At 58.9% G+C, this 20,062-nt stretch carries 18 protein-coding genes; 2 read left to right on the top strand and 16 right to left on the bottom strand.

The genetic code is table 11. The features are described 5' to 3' along the window. Positions 1 to 52: 52 nt before the first annotated feature. The 15 genes from fabG to BR48_RS0118605 form a co-directional block, all read right to left on the bottom strand. Positions 53 to 826 (bottom strand): 3-oxoacyl-ACP reductase FabG, encoded by a 774-nt coding sequence (gene fabG, locus BR48_RS0118675; RefSeq protein WP_051615197.1) that lies wholly within the window; start codon positions 824 to 826, stop codon positions 53 to 55. Beyond that, on the bottom strand, positions 823 to 2,193 hold the full coding sequence (locus BR48_RS0118670) for an MmgE/PrpD family protein (protein ID WP_027232707.1): 1,371 nt from the start codon (positions 2,191 to 2,193) through the stop codon (positions 823 to 825). The genes fabG and BR48_RS0118670 overlap by 4 nt, the downstream gene beginning before the upstream one ends. Beyond that, positions 2,190 to 3,686, bottom strand: a complete 1,497-nt coding sequence (locus tag BR48_RS0118665) for a tripartite tricarboxylate transporter permease (protein ID WP_027232706.1) — start codon at positions 3,684 to 3,686, stop codon at positions 2,190 to 2,192. Before BR48_RS0118665 ends, BR48_RS0118670 begins: the two co-directional genes overlap by 4 nt. After that, on the bottom strand, positions 3,686 to 4,162 hold the full coding sequence (locus BR48_RS0118660) for a tripartite tricarboxylate transporter TctB family protein (RefSeq protein WP_027232705.1): 477 nt from the start codon (positions 4,160 to 4,162) through the stop codon (positions 3,686 to 3,688). The genes BR48_RS0118665 and BR48_RS0118660 overlap by 1 nt, the downstream gene beginning before the upstream one ends. A gap of 62 nt (positions 4,163 to 4,224) precedes the next feature. Beyond that, a complete protein-coding gene (locus BR48_RS0118655) occupies positions 4,225 to 5,193 on the bottom strand; it encodes a tripartite tricarboxylate transporter substrate binding protein (protein WP_027232704.1) in 969 nt (322 codons plus the stop codon). A 53-nt stretch (positions 5,194 to 5,246) separates the two neighbouring features. Continuing rightward, the gene (locus BR48_RS0118650; RefSeq protein ID WP_027232703.1) at positions 5,247 to 6,662 is read right to left on the bottom strand and encodes an MmgE/PrpD family protein; all 1,416 of its coding nucleotides are present in this window, start codon (positions 6,660 to 6,662) and stop codon (positions 5,247 to 5,249) included. A gap of 14 nt (positions 6,663 to 6,676) precedes the next feature. After that, positions 6,677 to 7,348: an FCD domain-containing protein gene (locus tag BR48_RS0118645; RefSeq protein WP_027232702.1), complete on the bottom strand. Its 672-nt coding sequence runs from the start codon at positions 7,346 to 7,348 to the stop codon at positions 6,677 to 6,679. A 254-nt stretch (positions 7,349 to 7,602) separates the two neighbouring features. Further along, on the bottom strand, positions 7,603 to 8,481 hold the full coding sequence (locus tag BR48_RS0118640; RefSeq protein ID WP_027232701.1) for an SMP-30/gluconolactonase/LRE family protein: 879 nt from the start codon (positions 8,479 to 8,481) through the stop codon (positions 7,603 to 7,605). A gap of 9 nt (positions 8,482 to 8,490) precedes the next feature. Beyond that, complete coding sequence (locus BR48_RS0118635; RefSeq protein WP_036814905.1) at positions 8,491 to 9,363, bottom strand: SMP-30/gluconolactonase/LRE family protein; 873 nt, start codon at positions 9,361 to 9,363, stop codon at positions 8,491 to 8,493. 9 nt (positions 9,364 to 9,372) lie between these two features. Continuing rightward, positions 9,373 to 10,335, bottom strand: coding sequence for a 3-keto-5-aminohexanoate cleavage protein (locus BR48_RS0118630; protein ID WP_036814903.1), 963 nt, complete (start codon positions 10,333 to 10,335; stop codon positions 9,373 to 9,375). After that, positions 10,332 to 11,282, bottom strand: coding sequence for a 3-hydroxyacyl-CoA dehydrogenase (locus BR48_RS0118625; protein WP_027232698.1), 951 nt, complete (start codon positions 11,280 to 11,282; stop codon positions 10,332 to 10,334). The genes BR48_RS0118630 and BR48_RS0118625 overlap by 4 nt, the downstream gene beginning before the upstream one ends. A 7-nt stretch (positions 11,283 to 11,289) precedes the next feature. Continuing rightward, positions 11,290 to 12,096, bottom strand: a complete 807-nt coding sequence (locus tag BR48_RS0118620) for an SDR family oxidoreductase (RefSeq protein WP_027232697.1) — start codon at positions 12,094 to 12,096, stop codon at positions 11,290 to 11,292. A 13-nt stretch (positions 12,097 to 12,109) separates the two neighbouring features. Then, positions 12,110 to 14,122 carry an ABC transporter permease gene (locus tag BR48_RS0118615; protein ID WP_245273589.1) on the bottom strand — a complete coding sequence of 671 codons (2,013 nt, stop codon included), beginning with the start codon at positions 14,120 to 14,122 and terminating at the stop codon, positions 12,110 to 12,112. 50 nt (positions 14,123 to 14,172) lie between these two features. Next, positions 14,173 to 15,714, bottom strand: a complete 1,542-nt coding sequence (locus tag BR48_RS0118610) for a sugar ABC transporter ATP-binding protein (protein ID WP_027232695.1) — start codon at positions 15,712 to 15,714, stop codon at positions 14,173 to 14,175. A 76-nt stretch (positions 15,715 to 15,790) separates the two neighbouring features. After that, positions 15,791 to 16,921, bottom strand: coding sequence for a sugar ABC transporter substrate-binding protein (locus BR48_RS0118605; RefSeq protein ID WP_027232694.1), 1,131 nt, complete (start codon positions 16,919 to 16,921; stop codon positions 15,791 to 15,793). Between the two features lie 227 nt (positions 16,922 to 17,148). Here BR48_RS0118605 and BR48_RS0118600 point away from each other — a divergent pair, with 227 nt between their 5' ends. After that, positions 17,149 to 17,829: a GntR family transcriptional regulator gene (locus BR48_RS0118600; RefSeq protein WP_027232693.1), complete on the top strand. Its 681-nt coding sequence runs from the start codon at positions 17,149 to 17,151 to the stop codon at positions 17,827 to 17,829. Between the two features lie 176 nt (positions 17,830 to 18,005). Continuing rightward, entirely contained in the window at positions 18,006 to 18,680 is a 675-nt protein-coding gene (locus BR48_RS0118595) for a response regulator transcription factor (protein WP_027232692.1), read from the top strand. Between the two features lie 28 nt (positions 18,681 to 18,708). On the opposite strand, the gene BR48_RS0118590 is transcribed toward BR48_RS0118595, so the two are convergent. After that, on the bottom strand, positions 18,709 to 20,046 hold the full coding sequence (locus BR48_RS0118590) for an HlyD family type I secretion periplasmic adaptor subunit (RefSeq protein WP_027232691.1): 1,338 nt from the start codon (positions 20,044 to 20,046) through the stop codon (positions 18,709 to 18,711). Positions 20,047 to 20,062 lie beyond the last annotated feature (16 nt).

Here is a 20,062-nt window from a genome sequence, read left to right as displayed (position 1 = left end):
TGGACCGCCCATGGATCAAGCCTGTATTCAAATCCAACACACCACTGGCGGATCAGGGTAAGAAAGCGCCGCCATTGACGTGCAGCGTCTGGCCGGTGACAAAGCGGGCCGGCTCGCTCGCGAGATACATGACCGCAGCTGCAACTTCCTCAGGCGTTCCGCGCCTTCCCACCAGCGTGCGCGTGGTGTTGTGGTGCGCCGGCTCACCGCCAGACGATGCGTGCACGCGGTTCGTATCGATCATCCCGGGAGAAACCAGATTGACCGTTACTCCACGCGGTCCAAGTTCATGGGCCAGTGCCTTGGTGAAGCCGTCGAGCCCAGCCTTGGCCGATATGACATGGGCGCGGTGCACCGCGCCGGTGTAGGCCGTCAATCCGCCAATGTTTATGATGGTACCCCTTCCGCCGGAGAGTAAATGAGGGATCGCAGCGCGGCTCATGAGGAACGCGCCATCGAGCGTCACGCTCATTACTTCCCGCCAATCCTCGAACGACAAGGCTTCAATGGGGGCTTCACGCCGTATGGCGGCATTGTTGACGAGGATGTCGAGGCGCCCGAGCTGTTCGGCCGCAAGCCCGACGAGGCGGTCGGCATCGGCTTCATTCGCCACATCGCCAAGAAGGACGACGGCGCGGCTGCCCCGTTGCTCAACCTCACGTGCGACAGTCTCCGCCGCTGCCTGATCCGATCTGGCCACAATGGCGATCCCGGCGCCGGCGTCAGCCAGGGCAAGGGCGATCGCCCGACCGATATTGCGCGAGGCACCGGTTACCAGCGCCACCTGTCCGTCGAGTTCCCGCCGCGTTGTTTGATCCGCGTTCATGCGCGTGCTCCCGCCAGATCGATAGGACCGCCAGCCGCGATTTGTTCGAGGGATGCGCGCAGCGCCGCAATGCTGCGCTCCCCCAGGCCACCAAAGCGCAGATTCGCTTCGAACTTGCTCGCCATCTCGGCGTCAGGCAAGGGTTCGCGCGCTCCGCCGCGCATATAGGGCTGGTGGAATTCATGAATCGTGCCGTCTTTCAAAACCGCCTTGAGATGGCCGGTAAAGTTCGACGGATAGGGATCGGCCGGATTGATTTCATACGAGATCTTGGCTGCCAGCGCTCGGATCGCGGCATCGCGCACCCGCTCATCGGTAAACTGCCCGAGCCCGGCCTCCCCGTCCAGGAATCCGACTGCCATGCAATAGGGTGTCGAAAACTTGCCGGCATACCCATTCGGCGGCCTTTGTTTTTCGGCCAATGGCTCCCATAGACGATGAACCGTGCCCTCCCCGACCTTGCAGACGATGGATGCTATCTCCTCGGCCCCGATACCGAGCGCTGCCAGCTTCTTGGCGCAGTCGATGAAGGGTTGGGTCATGGTTCCGCAGGCGTATGGTTTGAACGCCAGCGTCTCGACGATCCACTGCTTGCCCAGCCCCTCGAGCAACGGCATGAAATCGGGTGCCTTAGACGGAGCAAAGGCCCTGTACATTCCATGTGAGCCTTCGAAAACGCTTATGGGACCTGTGAAGCCGGCTTCTGCGAGCAGGGCGGCTCGCACGCCGGCCTGCGCTGCAGCGCCCGCATGCAGACGCTTTGTCGAGCTGCCATCTGCAAGATACTCGATGATGCCGGAAGCAAGGCTGCCCGAAATTCCGAGGGCCCTGCCAATCACGTCGGGCCCTAGCCCCAGCGCTGCACCGACAGCCGCCGCCGCTGCCGGCGCGCCGAATATGGCTGTCGGATGAAAGCCTGCCTTGTGCGTTGCCTGCGGTGCTACCAGGCTCATCCGGCACATGAGTTCGGCGCCCACCGCGATGCCGCGCATGGCGGCGCGACCGTCAAGTCCGCGCCTTTCGGCGATCGCAAGGACCGCGGAGACAACCACTGCGCCCGCGTGGATCGGACCACCTTCGAAGGTGTCATCGAAATCTTCGCCGTGTGCGGCTGTGCCGTTGACGAGCGCGGCGTCGTAAAGCCCAAGCTGGCGTTCATGACCGAAAGCGGTGCAGCTTCCGGCATCCACGGCACTTGCCAGTGCTGCTCCGACATAGTCGGTGCCCCGGGCAGCAACGGCCAGACCGACAATATCGAAGAGGAGCCGCCGGCTGACTGCGTCGACGGCGGCCGGCGGTGTGCATTCCGCGGCAAAACTCGCCAGTCTTGCCGCGACGGGCAATACTGGGGGAACGGTCTGGTTCATGAACGGGCTTCCTCTATTCTGGTCTTGCGGGCGTCGCGCACCTCGCGGCTAAGCGAGAAAACGACGAATATGAGCGCGATGGAAAGCAGCGCCACGGCGATAGGATCTTGAAGAAAGATCATGTGGTCACCCCCCGAAAGCACCAGCGAGCGGCGATAACTCGATTCGACCATGTGGCCGAGCACGACGCCAAGAATCATCGGCAGGACCGGGAATCCGGCGATGCGCATAAGGAAGCCGACCAGACCAAGCGCGAGCGCAATTCCAAGGTCGAACAGGCTGTTGTTCAGCGTGAAAATGCCCGACAGGATAAGCGCGAAGATGAAGCCAGCGCGGTAGGGGCGCGGACGATTGACCAGCCAAATGCAGGCCGGAAGGATGATGATACCGACACCGATTTGCGCAATGATCGCGATGAAGGAGCCGACATAAATGCTGTCGATCACCTGGGCGCTCTGTTCGAACAGGCGCGGTCCAGGAATCAGCCCGTGCATCAAAAGGCCGCCAAGCAGGACCGCCGTCGAATTCGAACTCGGGATGCCGAAGCTGAGAAGCGGGATGAGCGCGGTGCTTGCCACCGTGTTGTTGGCCGCCTCCGGCGCAGCGACGCCCTCCTCGGATCCCTTGCCAAACAAATGCGGTGTCTTCGACCAGCGCTTGGCCTCGTTATAGGACATGAACGCTGCAATCGAACCGCCGCCGCCGGGGGTGAGCCCCTCGAACAGGCCAAGCACGCAGCCGATGAACTGTGAACGCTTGAGCCTGTTCATGACAGCAAGGCTTGGCAGCTTGATCTTGATTTTCTGATTGAGTTGCGCCGTGTTGGTCGATCCTGATTGGCTCATCAACTCGGTCAACGCAAAAAGGCCGACCATCACAAGGACGGGTTCGACCCCGCCCAGCAGGTCCGGGATGTCAAATGTAAAGCGCGTCACGCCCGATATCGGATCGGTGCCCACTGTTGCGATCATCAGGCCGACAGTAGCAGCAGCAAGACCCTTGATGAGCGAGCCTCCGCTCATCGATGCAATAACGCTGAGGCCAAGGATACCGAGCCCGAAATAGGAGGCAGGCGTAAATGCCAGCGCCAGCCACGACAGTGGCTCCGTTAGCATTATCAGCATTGCGAGGCCGAACAGGCTGCCGATCACCCCTGACATAAGGGAAATGCCCAGCGCTTCGCCGGCTCGCCCCTGGCGATTGAGTTCGTAACCGTCGATCACAGTGGCTGCGGAAGAATTGGTGCCCGGCGTCCTGATTAGAATAGCCGGGATCGAGCCGCCATACTCGGCGCCGATATAGACGCAGGCGAGCAAGGCGATCGCCTGCGCAGGATCCATCGTATAGGTGAACGGCAAAACGAGGGCCATGGTGATGGAAGCCGAAATGCCCGGCAGGGCGCCGCCGAGAATGCCCCAGGTGAGGCCGGCGATGGAAACGAAAATGAGCGGCGTTTCCGTCAGAAGCCTGATTATGTCCATAATCGTCGTCATCAGAATAACCCCTGTACCAGCGAACCTGCGGGCTGGTGGACCCCGAGCAGTTTGACGAAGACAGCCCAGTAGAAAATGCCACCGCCAATGGCGGCAACCGGTACGACCCAAGTGCGCGGCGCGCCCTCATAAAGCGCGATCCCCCCGATGAGGAGTGCGGTACCGATGACGTAGCCGACGAAAGGCAAAAGGATCACGTAAGCGGCACCGAACAGCAGGAAGCCGACGGCACGCGGAAGACGCGCATCTCTTTCATCGTCATCCGCACCCGCCGCCACCTGCCGTGCCTGGCTTGCGAGCAACGTTCGCCCCATAAGCAGTATTCCGAGGATGGCAAGTACGATGGCAAGCACATGCGGCAGTCCGGCCGCGCCAACCTCGTCCGCCAAAGTGCTGTCGGCGATTTCACCTGCCCAGGCATAGTAGGTACCTGCGCCAGCAAGGAGAACGAGGCCGCTGATAAGGTCTTTTCTCATGGATCAACCCTTAACGATGATCGACGAGGGGCCAGCCTTTTCGCCAGCCCCCGCGATCAATCTCACTTGATGGCGCCCGTCGATTTCAGGAATTCCTCGGTCGACGTGGCAAAATTGTTGATGAATGCCGGATAGTCCTTTTCTCCGATCAACTGGGGAACGAGCACTTCGGCCGTGTAGGCTTTCTTGTATTCCGGATCGGCCAGCAGGTTCTTTATCGCCTCGTCCCAGACCGCCTTGGTGGCATCCGGAACGCCCTTGGGGCCAGCGAGGCCTCGGAATTTCACCAGGCTGACGTCGTAACCCAATTCCTTTACGGTAGGCACATCGGGCTTTTCGGTGATGCGTTCAGGATTGAATGTAGCGAGCAGCGTAATCTTGCCGGCATCGAGTTGCGATCGAAGCTCCTGGATCTCGCCAATACCGATGTCGAGCGTGCCGTTGAGAACATTGAGCATCATGTCGCCGCCGCCCTCATGGGTGACGATCGCCGGTGTCACGCCCGCGGCGCGCTTCAGCTGCTCGGCCGCCTGCCGTTCCAGGGATGCGGGATTGGCAGCGCCCCACCGGCCGCGTTCTTTCTTGGCATGCTCGATCACATCCTTCAGCGACTTGTAGGGCCCATCCGTACGCGTGTAGATCACTTCGCTGTCGGCGAAGATGTTAACCAGCGGATCCATGTCCTTGTAAGTGCTCTGCGGCTTGCTCATCAAGGATGTGTAGATATAAGTCGGGGTCGTCGCATAGAAGACGCTCCCGTCAGCTGGTCCGCTCGCAACCCGAGCCATGGCCTTGGCGCCGCTGCCACCCTGTACATTTTCGACGATGAACGTGGCGTCGATGTACTTGCCGAGATATTTGGTCATTTCGCGCAGGAACACGTCGCTGCCACCGCCGGGACTTGAGTGCGTCACCAGCGTCACCACCTTGTTCGGGTATGGCAGAGGTTCAGCTTGGGCATTTGCGCCGGAAACAATCGCTAGCGTGGCAAGGCCAAGCACTGCCTGGCCGATAGACTTGATGAATGTCATTTCTCTCTCCCATTTAGCTACCGTTTCTCCAGAACGGCTTCCTCAAACTCAGTTCACGGGGCTTTTCCTTCCCCGCTGATCAATTCCATACAGCGACCGACGTCGGCGCCGGCATCGATATTTCGCACGAGCGCCAGCAATTCTTCCTGCGCTTCACGATCAATGACGCCCTCGGCACACATGCGGAACTTGTCGTCCAGACCGGCATCGCTGATCGGGTTGGACGGGCCGCCCCGATAGCGCTCGTCCGCCTCCTGCACCAATGTCCGGCCGTCCTTCGTAACCACTTCGATGCGCGACCGTATGCGGTCGTACCCTGCCGCGTCGATAGCCGGATCGTTTATCACGTCGGTTCGTGCCTGAAGATCCTGCATAGCCTCGCCGGCAACAAAGCTGTCCTCGAATTCATGATGGCTTGCCCGCCGGCACAGAATGATCATGGCGAGCAGTGCGGGCATGGAGAACTTCGCCTGAAGATGGTTCTGCGCAATCGGATAGCGGATCGGTTCGATGATATTTTTGCCGGCAAAGAATCTGATGCGCTCTACCTCTTCAGGCTTGAGATCATGGTCGATCACCAGCTTCAACATCGCATCCATTGATTGATGCGTGAGAATGCCCGAAGGGTACGGCTTTATGCTGACGCCGGGCTCGATGATCGTCAAGGGCGCGGCAAATCCCGCAGCTGCCTTGTCCGGATCGAGACCCTCGCCCATCACCGAGAAGAAACCCCACTGTCCGTCGAGGACTGATGGGTCCGCCTCAAAGCCACGTGCGGCAAGCAGGGCAGCGGTTACGCCATTCTCGCAGGCTCGGCCGACATGGAGCGGCTTCGTCATGGTGCCGAAATTGGCGCGTATGCCAGCGGCAAAACTTGCGGCCAATCCGAGCGCGTGTGCGAGCGCGTCGCCCTTCAATCCGAGAAGTTTCGCGGCAGCCGCCGTCGCCCCGAACGTGCCGACGGTACCGCTCGTGTGGTGGCCGCGCCGATAGTGGCGTGGTTTCATCCATTCCGCGATCTTGCATTCGACTTCGAAACCCACCTGGAACGCAAGCATCAATTCACGCCCGTCCACGATCCCTTCGCGGCTTGCGATGATGAGCGCGGCGGTGAGGGGTGGAACAGACGGATGCGTAAGCAGGCCGTAGACATGGGCCGGATCGTGCGAAACCTGCGTATCATCCCAATCGTGGGCGTGTCCGGCAGTGCCCCAGACGCGGGCGGCCAGGGGGGCCGGAACCTTCTGCGTCCCGGCGCCTGGCAGGGGCGCGTCCTCGCGCCCGGCCTGATCCAGTGCATCGCCAATAAGGATTTCAACCGAAGCCTCGCGGCTGCCGGCCAGATATAGGCCTGCCGTATCGACCATGCAACGCCGGCCAATAATGAGCGCCTCTTCCGGCAAATCCGCATAGGTCGTGCGTTCTATGAAACGTATGGCCTGGGCCGTAATGTCGAGTGAGGGAGTCACACATATCTCCAGTGCTATGCAAGAGGGTTTGTCGCCGCCATGAGCCGGCCCTTCGCCGTCTCGACGTGGTTGGCGTGAGCTTTGAAGGCCTGCACCGGGTCGCGAGCGGCGATGGCATCGACCATCATGTGATGTTCCAGGTTGGAAGCGTGGATCGCGTCGCCGTGCATCAGGCTGTGGGCCCGGTGGAGCCTGAGCTGCTTGACCAGCGTCAGATACTGCTGAGCCAGAACTTCGTTTCCTGATTGAACGACAATGAATTCATGCAAGGCGAAATTAAGCGAGATATAGCGGGCATGGTCATCCGCGCCGATGGCTTCGTCCATGTCCCCGACGAAGCGCCTCAGCCTTGCAATATCATCGTCGGTCGCGCGTTCTGCCAGAACCTTTCCGGCAAGACCGAAGAGCACCATGCGCACGTCATAAACGTCGGATGCTTCTGCTGCGCTGAGCCGGCGGACGAAGAAGCCACGGTTGGGTACCTGCTCGATGAGGCCTGATGACTCGAGCGATCGGAGTGCTTCGCGGACGGGCCCGCGGCTGATGCCGAACCGGAACGCAATCTCCTTTTCATTCAAATGACCGCCAGGCGCTACCTCGCCGTCGAGAATGAATCGTTCGATCTCCTGTTCCAACAGTCCCGGAAGGGACGTGGACCTGAGAATTTCGAAGGCTGTCTGATTCATCCGCCTATTCCTGTTTCAACAGGAGATAGATTGCAGATTGCTTATTGTCAACAATTTATTGCAAACCGCTGCTTCTTGGCGGATAGCGCACGTGAAACGTTGACCCAGCCGGATGCTGGGTCTGATCTCGTCTGCGGACCTGAATCCATACGCCGCGCTGTTTCACGGTTAGCGACCGTTGATCCTCACAATCGCATCGGTGTCGTAGAACGCCTGTCGCAGCGGGAACCTAGAGGAACCGGAGAGCGCTTTTATTACCCGGCAAAGCGCATCTCAGGAACGCCCCTGATGCCAAGTCCAGTGATTGCAAACAGGCTGCCACGTAGAACCCCATCGCCCGGAAAGCGCGGTAGCGGCGGCTTTGCCATGGAGGTTACATAAAGAATGTCGAGGTTCGGGCCGCCGAACATGACACTGGTCACTTTTTTCACCGGCATATCAATGACCCGGTCCACCGATCCGTCCGGCCTGTAGCGGATCACCTTCCCGTCATAGACTTGAGCGTTCCACAAGCATCCCTCGGCGTCCACCGTGGAACCGTCGGCAGCACCACCCGTCGATGTGTCGAGTTTCACGAACGTGCGGCGATTGGATACACTCCCTTTGGCCTGGTCGTAATCATAGGCCCAGATCTCGCCCGACCAGGAATCCGCAAAATAGAATGTACTTCCGTCCGGGCTCCAGCACGGACCGTTCGAAACAATGATGCCCTCATCGAGGGTATGAACGCTCAAATCGGGATCGACCCGGTAAAGCGCGCCATTGGGACCGCTCTCCATCGTGTCCATCGAGCCCGCAACGAAACGGCCCTGCTTATCCACCTTGCCGTCATTGATGCGATTTTCGTGCTTATCGGGTTCAGGATCGTGAATGAGGTCGACATCGCCTGTTTTGAAGTCGAGGAGATGAAAGCCCCGGGCGAGTGAGACGATTGCCCCGTTTCCATCCTTGCGCAGCGCCATGGAGCCGATTTTCATCGGCACATCCCAGGCGCGCAGTTCACGCCCGTCGGCGGTAGCCCGGAAAACGCGTCCGTCGAAACTGTCGATCCAGTAGAGTCGTTCCTGGTCCACGTCCCATAGCGGGCCCTCGCCGAGGGTTGTCTTGACGTCTACCACCACTTCTATTTTCATGTCGCTCCCCTATCCTTTGAAACGCGGTTCCGGCAACCCGCGGACACCCAGCCCATGAACCGCAAACATGCAGCCCGCTTCGCGCTCGCGATGGTATTGGTTGTTGAATGGCCGGGCCATCGACGTTACGAACGCAATGTCAAGTTCCGGCCCGCCGAACGTGATGCTTGTGGTCGATTGGACCGGAAGGCCAACGATGCGATCGATAACTCCATTCGGGTCGAAGCGGATCAGGCGCCCGGAATATACTTCGACACTCCACACGTACCCTTCCGCATCCACCGTCGCGCCATCCGGATGGCCGCGCAGACCCTCGAAACTCGTGAAGATGCGGCGCGACCCTACAGCGCCGGTCGCCGCGTCGTAAGCATATGCATGGATCTTCCGTGTGCCGGTGTCGGCGAAATAGAGGGTTGCGCCGTCGGGACTGAAGCACGGGCCATTCGAGCAGACGATGCCGGTATCGAGGATGTGAAGCGACAGGTCGGGGTCAAGGCGGTAAAGCGTGCCGATGGGATCCCGCTCCTCGAAATCCATCGAGCCGGCTATGAAGCGGCCCTGGCGATCAACTTTCCCGTCATTCAGCCGCGGACGAAGTTCTCCCGGATGCGTTTCGTGGAGCAGTTCCACTGCTCCCGTTGCGAAGTCCAGCGTGTAAAACCCGTTTCTCAGCGAAACGATCGCTCCGCCCCTGGAGCGCAAGGCCATCGACCCAATGGGCTCCGGCATTTTCCAGGTCTTGCGGTCCCCGCCATTTGCATCGCAGGAATAAACGGCCGGCGCGTATGAGTCGATCCAGTAAAGCCGTTGCTGTTCGACGTCCCATAGGGGACCCTCACCGAGCTCATTCCGGTCGCTGCTGAAAACTTCGATGCGCAACATGGCTCTCTCCTAGAACGCGACCTTGTCGCCTCCCTTGAGTTGAAGAATCTCGCGAGCCTCATCGGGCGTTGCCACCTCCATGCCGAGACCTTCGATGATCTTGCGCGCCAGCAACACCTGTTCGGCATTCGACTTGGCGAGTTTACCCTTCCCCGCCCACAGGCTGTCTTCAAGACCAACCCTGATATTGCCTCCGAGAGCCGCGGCCTGAGCGGCGATGCGCAACTGGCTCGAGCCCGCGCCGAGAACGGACCACCGGAAACTATCGCCGAAGAGCCGATCTGCCGTGCGTTTCATGTGGGCGACGTCTTCCGGATGCGTTCCGATTGCGCCGAGCAGCCCGAACACCGACTGCACGAAGAACGGTGCCTTCACGAGACCGCGATCCGCAAAATGCGCGAGGTTGTAGAGATGCGCAATGTCGTAGCACTCGAATTCAAAGCGCGTGCCATTGTCGTAGCAGGTTGCCAGAATGTACTCTATATCCTTGAAACTGTTGCGAAAAACGAGGTCACGCGTGGCTTCCAGATGCGGCTTTTCCCAGTCGAACTTGAATTCCTTGTATTTGTCGACAAGGTGATAAAGTCCGAAATTGATAGAACCCATGTTGAGCGAAGCCACCTCGGGCTTGAATGTCGCTGCCGGTTTGACCCGCTCCTCGACCTTCATATAGGGACTGCCACCCGTGGTGATGTTTATCGCGGCCTTCGTGTTCTGCTTGATCCGTGGCAGAAACCTGGCGAAAGCTTCAGGCGTTTGGTCCGGTTTGCCAGTTTCAGGGTCGCGCGCATGCAGATGCAGGATCGCAGCTCCGGCATCTGCCGCTGCCAGCGCTTCCTTGGCGATTTCGTCGGGCGTGATCGGCAAATAAGGGGACATCGTCGGCGTGTGGATCGCACCCGTGATGGCGCAGGTGATGATGACCTTGCCCTTTATAGTTGATCCTCCGGTCACTCTCGCTGTCTCGCTCATCGTCCGAACTCCTGCGTTGATTTTTGCTTGTGTGCCGCGAGTGCCATCAGGCGGCGGTCACGCCAGACCTGGCGTTCCACCAACTTTTCCTTGGGGAGTTTCTCGCGCCGGCCGGATTCCACAGTCTCCAGCACGTCGCCGGCCCAGTCGACGCGGCGCTGCATCTGCGGGAACAACCGCTCGTAGATAATCTGATATCTCTCCACATAGTCGCGAACCCCGCCCGGAGCGTTCAAGTCGATCGTCTCGAACGGCCCCATGAACGACCAGCGCAAGGCAAGACCGTCCCTGATGCCTATATCGACGTCCTCGACCGTGGCGTATCCATCAGCGACAAGCCGAAAAGCTTCCTCGAGCAATGCGCCTTGCATTCTGTTCATGATGAACCCATCCAGTTCGCGTTTCATCACAAGCGGTGCATGACCGGCAGCGACCAGGAATGCACGCGTCCGCTCCACCACGTCTGGCGATGTCCATGGTGCGGGCACGACCTCCGCCGCTGGTATCAGGTAGGGTGGATTGATCGGATGAACGACCAGGCAGCGATGGCGGTTGGCCAGATGTTCGGTAAATTTCGACGGCAACAGCGCCGACGTTGAACTGGCGATCACCGCAGAAGGACTGGCCGCCTCGTCGAGCTGGGAGAAAACCTTGATCTTGATCTTGAGGTCTTCGGGCGTGTTCTCCTGGATGTGGATCGCACCGTCCAGGGCCTTTGCCAAATCTGCTTCGGGGGTAATCCTTTCCAGCACCGCTTCCGGTGTATGCCCGTTCAGAAGATCATTTCGTTCAAGGTCGGTGAGGACCTCGGCAACATAATCGCGGGCCTTGGCAACGGCCTCGGACGACTGATCCCATAGAGCGACCTCATAGCCTGCCCTGGCGAAGCTTATCGCCCAGGCCCTGCCGATAAAGCCGCTACCGATAATCGCTGTTTTCTCCGTCATTTTTCCCTCACAAGGTCTCGACATTGCCGTCGACGCCGAGCGACTGGCCAGAAATATTGACCCCGGCATTGGAAAGCAGAAATGCGACCATATTTGCCACGTCATAGGGGCTAACCATCCGGCGAAGCGAAACGTTCTGCAGATAGCGTTCAGTCATCTCTTCGTGAGATATGCCCAACTGTTTCGCACGGTTGCTGATGACGTTTTCAATTCGTGGTCCCTCAACGATACCGGGCAGGATGGCATTCACTCTGATCGCATGAGGTCCGAGTTCCTTGGCAAGGCTTTGGGTAAAACCAACCACGCCGAATTTGGCCGCCGAATAGGGCGAACGGAACGCATAACCGTGCCTGCCTGCGGCTGACGACATGTTGACGATCGATCCGCCACCGGCGGCCTTGAGCAGCGGTGTCGCGCGCCGCGCGCAGAGAAATTGTCCGGTCAGGCAGATGTCGATGCATCGCCGCCAGTCTTCGGTGCTGATCTCGTCAACGCCCCCGGTCGGTCCGGCAATTCCCGCATTATTGATCAGAGCGTCGAGCCCGCCCAAAGAAGCCGACACGTCATCGAACATGCGGTCGACATCTGCCTCGCTCGAAACGTCGGCAACGGTTGCGAGAGCCGGCTTCATCGAAGCGCTCGCTTCTTCAAGCAAAGCCTGTGAAATGTCGCAGATTGCCACGCGCGCACCGAGCGCCGATAGCGTTGAAGCGATAGCAAATCCGATGCCCGAACCGCCTGCGGTTACCAGTATACGCTGTCCGCGCACGCCGCCCAAGAACTCTTCCGCCGATGCTGGAGCCACCCTGTTCATCATCCATCCCCTCTTAAGATCGCTTCTCACGAAGCGCCATGACCGCGCCAAGCACGACAAGTCCAAACAGGATCGCGCGTGTGGCGTAAGGCAACGTTGTTCCGGCGAGGAACATCTGCAGTGCCGTAAGCAGGAGTACGCCTCCAAGCATGCCGAGATAATGCCCTCGCCCCCCGGTTATCAAAGCGCCACCGACAACCACCACGGCAATGGAGGGCAGCAGGTAATCATCGCCCATGCCAAGGCTCGCTTGCCCGGAAAACCCGGTGAGCAATACGCCAACGAGACCAGCGCAAAAACCGGAAAGGACATAGACGAGAATGAGCGTGCGCCCAACCGCGATCCCGGAAAGCTGTGCGGCGCGCAGGCCATTGCCGATACCGTAGACCCTGCGGCCGAAGGCGGTTCTTCCGAGGAGGAGCACCGACACTATGACGAACAGCACCATGAAAGGGACAACGGGCGTCACAGTCCATATCTTGCCGGTCATGAACCAGCGAAGCATGGGCGAGGAGAAGCCGGCTGGCGTCCCTTGCGAATAAACCAGCGCAAAACCTTGCAGGATCCCGTTCATTGCCAGCGTCATCACGATCGGCGAAATGCCAAGGATTAAGATACCGACGCCATTTATGAAGCCTATCGCTGCAGCGATCAAAAGGACGGCAGGCAAGGCATAGGTCAAGGCAGCGTCCGAGCCATTGACGATCCCTGCGAGCAGGATGCCCGAAATGCCGATCGTCCAAGGCACCGAAAGGTCAAGGCCGCCGGTGAGGATCACCGTTCCCTGTCCAAGCGCCAGGATGGCTAGGAAGGTGGAGAGAACCGCCAATGAGTTCCAATAGGTCGGATTTAAGACGGCTCGGCCAAGCCAGAGCTGCGTGACGATGACGACGAGGAGAAGGCAAACATAGGCAGGAAGCGCATAGCGGATGGTCTCGCGGTTGCGCGACAGAAATGATGCCGACACCGGCTTGAAACGCGTTGGGCCGGCAAGTTTTAATCTCCGGTCGGTCCGGTCGAGCTGCGATGGCAGCAAGCCGTTTCGCCAGGCTGAAAACTGGGCGCCCGCGCTGCGGATCTGCTTGGCAAGGGTGGAACTGTACGAGATCGATCCCGCAAGGACCGCCAGAATGAGGATCGTCCCCTCGGCAATGGTGGAGTAGTAAGCGGATACATTGAGCACCAGCAGGATATTCACGACCATCATCAGGATATAGGCCCCGAACACAGTGCCTAGTGGGCCGCCGCGCCCGCCGCCAAGGCGCGTTCCGCCAACGACCACAGCCGCAAACATCGAAAGCAGCAGCGGATTTCCAACCAGCGGATCGGCACTCCCCGTCTGGGCGCTGATGAAGACGCCCGCCAGGCCATAGCAGCCGCCGGCAATGACATAGACCAGGAATTTCGTCAGCTTGACGCGGATGCCGATTGCCGCGGCAGCGTCCGGATCACTACCGACGGCATATATGGCTGTTCCGAGGCGCGTATTCTTCAACCAGAGCCAGGCGAGAAGAACGATGCCGATTACCACGAGCGGCATGGGAAGCCATCCGGTAACAGCATCCCCGAGATAAAACGTACCGAGATCAGGAGCGACGAAGCCGCCTGGCTTGTCCATGACGAGCAAAGTCAGACCCTGGATGATAAACATGGTGGACAGGGTGACGACGATGGGTTGCAGCCGGAAGAAAGCGATAAAAATGCCGTTGAACGCGCCGGTCAACATTCCGACACCGATCCCGACGCATGTCCAATAGAACACGCTCGTCTCAGCGGCCGCCGGATCCATGCTCTGCGCAAGAACGACGTTGACGAGCGATATGACCGCGCCGGCCGAAAGGTCAAACCCGCCGGACAATACAACGACGGTCTGGCCGATGGCGGCGAGTGCCGAAGTCGCCCCACCGCTCGAGAGGAATGAAATGTCGAAGTAGCTGAGTGGCCCCGTGCTGACGAGATCGACGATGCCAAGCAGACCAAGAAATACCACGATCGCAATGACCACACTGCGACGCTCCGGCGACATGGCGAGAAACCGGAGCCTGTCGCGTCTGGGGGCCGCCATACTGGTCATCGTCATTCGGCTGCCTCCTGCGTCGGTGTTTCGTGACCGAGGGCCGGGCGCATGATCGAGGTCTCCGTCAACTGGTCACGCGTCAGGAACGCCGCAACGCGACCATCGTAGAGGACAAGGACGCGGTCGCATAAATGCACGAGTTCCGGGATTTCGGTCGAGTGCAGCAAGACGGAACCGCCGGAATCGGTAAAATTTCGCATCATCACATAAAGCTCATGTTTCGTGCCGACATCGATGCCGCGGGTCGGATCGAACAAAAGCAGGATGCGGCTCTGCGCCACGAGCCACTTGGCAATCGCAATCTTTTGTTGATTGCCCCCGGAAAACGACCCTGCCCTCGTCCAAAGAGCGCGTTCGTCCACTTCCACTGTGCCGAAGGCGGTGCGGACCGCCTCTTGCTCAAGTCCGGTTTGAATCAAGCCGAATCGTGAAAATCGCTGGATTACCGGAAGGGACGCATTGACCGTGCCGTTGAGCTTCAGAAACAGGCCTTCGGTCTTGCGGTCTTCGGGTACGAGCCCGATGGCAATGTTGGGTTTCAGGGCGTCCGCCGGCGAGCCAAACCGGACCTTGCGGCCGTCGACGAGGATGTCGCCGTGCACGACCTCCGTCATCCCGAAGCAGGCCAGAAAAAGGTCGAGCTGACCCATGCCCTGCAGGCCGGCGACGCCGAGAATCTCGCCCTTTCGCAAATCAAAGCTGGCATCTTGGAGTTTTTTACCTGCAACGAGATTGCGCACCCCAAGTACCGGCGCGCCAAATGCAGAGTCATTTTTCGGTCGTTCGGGGAAAGTCTGCGCGATGCTGCGGCCAACGATGCTCTCTATGACCTGTGCATCGGTAATGGATTCCACCGAGCAAGTCGTTATATGCTGGCCGTTGCGCAATATCGTCAGCGTGTCGCAGAATGCGCGGACCTCGCGCATGCGGTGTGTGATGAAGACGATGGTCGTTCCTGCCGACTTCAACTTGGCAATGATACGGCCGAGCCACTCGACGTCACCGCCGGCAAGCGTCGATGTCGGCTCATCGAGGAGTAGTATGCGGGGCTTGCGGTAGATCGCGCGCGCGATCTCGATTTTCTGTTGGACAGCCAAATCCAGGGTTCCGACCTCGGCATCGAGATCAACCGAAAAGTCGAGTTCCTTCAGATGCTCGACGATGGCGCGTCGCGCCGAGGCGCGGCGGATCAAGCCTGTAATCCCCATCGGCGCATAGGGCATAAGCAGGTTATCAAGGACGGTGAGGTCGCGGGCCAGAGTCATTTCCTGGAACGCAGTTTGCACGCCACGTGCATGGGCATAACGCGGCGCCTTCAATGTCACCTTCTCTCCGAATACCGATATCTGACCCTCATCCGGGCGCAGGAGGCCGGACAGGAGCTTGACGATCGTCGACTTGCCAGCACCGTTTTCGCCAAGCAGCGCGTGGGTGCTTCCGGGAGCGATCGCGAATGACACGCCGTTCACCGCAACCGTCGCACCGAATGCCTTGCGAAGGTCCGCAACTTCTATCGCGGCTTGTTCAACTGCTGATTTCATCCCGGAGGGTCCTGCCTTTATTATGATAATTGGGCCGGCAAGCGTGGAGCGGCCAATCCGCTCCACGCTCTGTCCTCTAGTTTTCGGGTTGGCCTACGAGTGCCGCGTTCAGACCAATTTCTGGTGTCTGATCGGAAAAGATCGAGGCGAACCAACCGGGATTCGAGACGATCGCGGGCTTGAAGGCATTGCAGCCTTCCTTCATTTCCTGCCAGGTGCCTTCCTGGCACAGCTTGATCGTTTCGTTCGTTACCAAAGGCAGTGGCAATACCGTCTTTTTCGGCACATCCTTGCCTTCGATCGCCTCAACAGCGAGCTTCAGGGCCAGAGCACCGGAATAAGGCGGCGAGGCATAGGAAATGCGTGGGGCACCGAGCGGTGCATAGGGCGAAGTGGCCCCTTCGACTTCAGTGCCGGCGGGAAGCATCTGTATACGCCCGCCATTCGATCCCTCGCCTGCGCATGGGAGCAACTGTTCCGGCTTCTTGCCGGCTTCAAGCTGCATGGAGTTTGCCGTGAAGCAACCCACCTGCATCCAGAGCCCGTTGATCTCGTCCCAGTTGCGGGTTGCCAAAATCTTGGACAGTTCGGTACGGGCAACCGCCTGACTCCACATGCCGACGGCTTCACCGACGATCTTGATGTCTGGATATTTGGCGAAAACTTCCTTTGCCGCCTTGGTGCGTAGATTATCGACGGAAGTCCCGGGTACGCCCGTAATCGCAATAATGTTGCCCTTGCCGTTGAGCTTCTTTACCAGCCATTCCGCCGTAACGCGGCCGGCCTCTTCCTGATCGATCGCTATATTATAAGCGCATGGCTCGGTGATTTCGCCGTCATAGGCAAATACCTTTACGCCCTTGTCGCAAGCATTCTTGACGACCTGGTTGAGTGCAGTCGGAGAAATCGGGAACACGACGATCGCCTCGGCGCCTGCTTGCACCATCGCGTTGATTTGTTGAATCTGACGTTGAGCATTGGGCCCGGCCACCTGAACTTGCAGGTCGACCTTGTCGGTGAGACTCTTATGGGCTGCCATCGCCTTGACCATGTTGGCGGCTTCCGCCTGCCAGTCATTGCCGATAAAGCTCATGCTCAGGAAGATTTTATGCTTTTCAGCGGCGTCCGCGTGCCCGACAGCCAGTGTAGCTCCGGCGGCAATCCCAGCGCATACGACAAGTCGCTGGATTCTCGATATGACATCCATCGTTTAACTCCTCCCCTTTGTGCGAAACACCTCCCAAGACGCTTCCTCAAACGTCTTGCCGTTCCGCTGCAAGGACCGTATCACCATTTGATCAAAGATCAATGATAAATTAATATAACAAAGGCCGATGCGTGTGATAAACAGACATGGCTTGACGCGCTCCTGCAGAGGTTGCATTGCGAGCAGACAACACGGGGACAACCGCCCCGACACAGAAGGCATAGCAAATGGCTGAGGCTGGTTTTAAACGGCCAGGAGTTGAGATAGTCCCGCTTTCAAGGGAGACCTTGCAGGACCGCGTATACCGTCAAGTCACAGGGCTCATCCTGGAGGGTGGCATTGTGCCGGGCGAGATGGTTCCGGTGCAGAGCCTCGCCGATGCGTTCGGCGTGAGCGCCATGCCCGTACGCGAGGCTTTAAGGCGGTTGACGGCTGCCAACGCCTTGACCGTCGTCTCAGGCCGATCGATCGGCATACCGCGCTTGAGCCGCGCCAAGCTGACAGATCTTCGGAATGTGCGCATTGAGATTGAGGCCTTGGCAGGAAAATGGGCTGCCGAACGCATACAGCAGGAAGAACTGGATGCCCTGCGGGTCGTGCTGGAGTCGCTTGAGGCAGGGAATGCGTCTGGAAACATAAAATCCTATCTACGCGCGAATTATGCCTTCCATTTTTCCATTTACCGCGCTGCCGGCTCCGAAAGCATCCTCAACATCATCGAGAATCTGTGGTTGCAGGTGAGTCCATACTTCAACATGCTGCACGATTCCGGCAACTACACCAAGGCCAATGAACATCACCGCGCGATGTTTGCTGCCCTGAGCGCCCATGACGGGGATCGGGTCAAACTGGCTATACAATCCGATATCGACGCGGCTTATGAAGTTCTTTTGGAACTTGTGACCTGACACCGATATCCACCGTCCCTTGATGTGTCAGTCTACGGCCGGACTTAAATTTCCGTAGACGCTGCCGATCGAGTTTACATCGAATTCCGTAATTGGATCTCGGCTACGACCATGCAAAGCTCCTGATAATAAAAACAAACCACCGATCGAATAGATCGGAATGGCCCGGGGGCGATATGTCCAAATTTTCGATCGCATTTGTCGACGATCATCCCATTCTTCTAGAAGGTATCGCCAGTATCTTTGCGAGCGACAACGCCTATCACGTTGTTGGGAAAGGCGGCACAGCGGCGGATGCCCTCGATATTACCAATCGCTTGAAGCCGAATGTCCTTATCGTCGACCTGAATATGCCGGGTGATACGCTCGAGGCGATGACATCCATTTCACAAACTATGCCGGAAACGAAGATCGTGGCTTTCACCTCCGCCGTCGGTGTCGACAGCGCGGTAGAGGCCTTCGAAGCCGGCGCCAGCGGCTACGTGTTGAAGGGCAGCAGCGCCGACGACCTTCGCCAGGCGGTTCGGGCCGTTCTTGGCGGCGAAACCTATATCACGCAAAGCCTTGCAGCGCAGGTCATCCTCGCGCTCCGCCGTGTCTCGATGCAAAAGAACAAGAGCGAGGCCATACGCTTGAGTGTTCGCGAAGAGCAAATCGTAAATTTGCTTCTAGAAGGGCGGACCAACAAGGAAATTGGCGAGCAACTCGACATCAGCGTAAAGACCGTCAAGCACTATATGACCATCCTCATGCAGAAGCTGCACGCGCGCAACCGGCTGGAAGTCGTGCTTGCGGCCCAGAAACGCCTGCCCGGCTCCGTGGGGAGCCAGACCCGGCAACTCCTCAACTAACCGAATTGTTTCTGACTGGAAGGCTGCTTCATTCCTCGCGGAATGCGCGTCGAAACTGATCCATGAGGGGCTTTGACAGGAACGACAGAGCCGTGCGGTTCTCGGTTGATATGAACGCCTCGACAGGCATTCCCGGCTTCAGCTCATTTCCCGCCAATCCTTCCATTTCCTCCTCGCTCACTTCGATCTCGGCCAGGTAGTAGACCTGACCGGTGGTCGTATCGGTCGACGTGGAAGGCGAAACAAATGCGACCGTACCCGAGACTTCGGGCGTGGTCCGTTGATTGAACGCGGAAAAGCGAAGCTTGGCTTTTTGTCCGGTCGATACCTGGTCGATATCGGTCGGCTGGATGCGCGCGACGATCTTCAGCTTCGCATTGTCGGGAACGAGCGTGATCAATTGAGCGGCCGGCGTCACCACGCCTCCGATCGTATGCACGGCAAGCTCGTTGATCGTGCCCGCGAGCGGCGCGCGAATATCGGTGCGGGACAGCCGGTCTTCGACGGCAACACGGCGTTCGTTAAGTTCGGCGATCTTCGGTTCGATGGTCGTCAGTTCGCGCTGAGCCTCGTTTCGGGCCGTCTCGTCGACGGAAAGTATCTGCAATTGCAATTCGCTGCAGCGCGACCTTGCCCTTGCAATACCGGCTTCCGCTTCAGCGCGGGTGGCGCGAAGGCTCGCCAACTCGCGTTCGATCACATAGATGCGGTTGCCTTCGATCAGCTTCTTGTCGGCAAGTCCCTTGATCTTTCCATGTTCGAGCTCGACCAGACGGATCTCTTCGTTCTTGGCGGCACGCTGTGCTTCAAGCCCTTTGATCTCTTCGCCTAGCTGGGCAATGCCAAGATCAAGTTGCCTTTTCTGGCTGTTGCGGTGCCCGCGATTGCCGCGCAGAAGGCGTTCTTCGCCGGCCAGCGTCATTGTGGAATGCTGATCGCTGCCAAGCGTCCGTTCCGGCAATATGAGATGATCAAGATCATCGCGCTCGGAAACGAGGCGGGCTTTCCTTACCGTCAATTCGACCAGCTGCGAGCGGATGATCGCAAGTTCAGCTCGCGTTTGGGCATCGTCGAGCCGCAGCATGACCTGGCCCTTTTCAACGAAATCACCCTCGCGCACTGCTATTTCCGAAACAATGCCGCCATCCCGGTGCTGAATGGCCTTGAGGTTACGGTCTACCTTGACGGAACCTGACGCGATGACTGCGCCGGTAAGCTGCGCGGTAGCTGCCCATCCGCCGGCGCCGGCCAGCAGCAAGAATCCGAATGCCAGGCCGCAAATGATCCGGGCACGCAGCCGGAAATGTTCGTCGTCGGCTACGGCTATTGCCGCAACACTGTTTCGCAAGGCTTGCCGATTTTTCATGGTTCTCGTTTCCCCG

It is taken from the genome of Phyllobacterium sp. UNC302MFCol5.2 (genome assembly GCF_000686005.1).
Taxonomy (GTDB): Bacteria; Pseudomonadota; Alphaproteobacteria; order Rhizobiales; family Rhizobiaceae; genus Phyllobacterium; species Phyllobacterium pellucidum.
This window is presented reverse-complemented; position numbering and strand designations above follow the sequence as displayed.

What these genes read in the sequence shown, in the direction of transcription:
- fabG (WP_051615197.1), bottom strand. Translation starts at nt 826, where the DNA reads ATGAACGCGGATCAAACAACGCGGCGGGAACTCGACGGACAGGTGGCG.
- BR48_RS0118670 (WP_027232707.1), bottom strand. Translation starts at nt 2,193, where the DNA reads ATGAACCAGACCGTTCCCCCAGTATTGCCCGTCGCGGCAAGACTGGCG.
- BR48_RS0118665 (WP_027232706.1), bottom strand. Translation starts at nt 3,686, where the DNA reads ATGACGACGATTATGGACATAATCAGGCTTCTGACGGAAACGCCGCTC.
- BR48_RS0118660 (WP_027232705.1), bottom strand. Translation starts at nt 4,162, where the DNA reads ATGAGAAAAGACCTTATCAGCGGCCTCGTTCTCCTTGCTGGCGCAGGT.
- BR48_RS0118655 (WP_027232704.1), bottom strand. Translation starts at nt 5,193, where the DNA reads ATGACATTCATCAAGTCTATCGGCCAGGCAGTGCTTGGCCTTGCCACG.
- BR48_RS0118645 (WP_027232702.1), bottom strand. Translation starts at nt 7,348, where the DNA reads ATGAATCAGACAGCCTTCGAAATTCTCAGGTCCACGTCCCTTCCGGGA.
- BR48_RS0118640 (WP_027232701.1), bottom strand. Translation starts at nt 8,481, where the DNA reads ATGAAAATAGAAGTGGTGGTAGACGTCAAGACAACCCTCGGCGAGGGC.
- BR48_RS0118635 (WP_036814905.1), bottom strand. Translation starts at nt 9,363, where the DNA reads ATGTTGCGCATCGAAGTTTTCAGCAGCGACCGGAATGAGCTCGGTGAG.
- BR48_RS0118630 (WP_036814903.1), bottom strand. Translation starts at nt 10,335, where the DNA reads ATGAGCGAGACAGCGAGAGTGACCGGAGGATCAACTATAAAGGGCAAG.
- BR48_RS0118625 (WP_027232698.1), bottom strand. Translation starts at nt 11,282, where the DNA reads ATGACGGAGAAAACAGCGATTATCGGTAGCGGCTTTATCGGCAGGGCC.
- BR48_RS0118620 (WP_027232697.1), bottom strand. Translation starts at nt 12,096, where the DNA reads ATGAACAGGGTGGCTCCAGCATCGGCGGAAGAGTTCTTGGGCGGCGTG.
- BR48_RS0118615 (WP_245273589.1), bottom strand. Translation starts at nt 14,122, where the DNA reads ATGTCGCCGGAGCGTCGCAGTGTGGTCATTGCGATCGTGGTATTTCTT.
- BR48_RS0118610 (WP_027232695.1), bottom strand. Translation starts at nt 15,714, where the DNA reads ATGAAATCAGCAGTTGAACAAGCCGCGATAGAAGTTGCGGACCTTCGC.
- BR48_RS0118605 (WP_027232694.1), bottom strand. Translation starts at nt 16,921, where the DNA reads ATGGATGTCATATCGAGAATCCAGCGACTTGTCGTATGCGCTGGGATT.
- BR48_RS0118600 (WP_027232693.1), top strand. Translation starts at nt 17,149, where the DNA reads ATGGCTGAGGCTGGTTTTAAACGGCCAGGAGTTGAGATAGTCCCGCTT.
- BR48_RS0118595 (WP_027232692.1), top strand. Translation starts at nt 18,006, where the DNA reads ATGTCCAAATTTTCGATCGCATTTGTCGACGATCATCCCATTCTTCTA.
- BR48_RS0118590 (WP_027232691.1), bottom strand. Translation starts at nt 20,046, where the DNA reads ATGAAAAATCGGCAAGCCTTGCGAAACAGTGTTGCGGCAATAGCCGTA.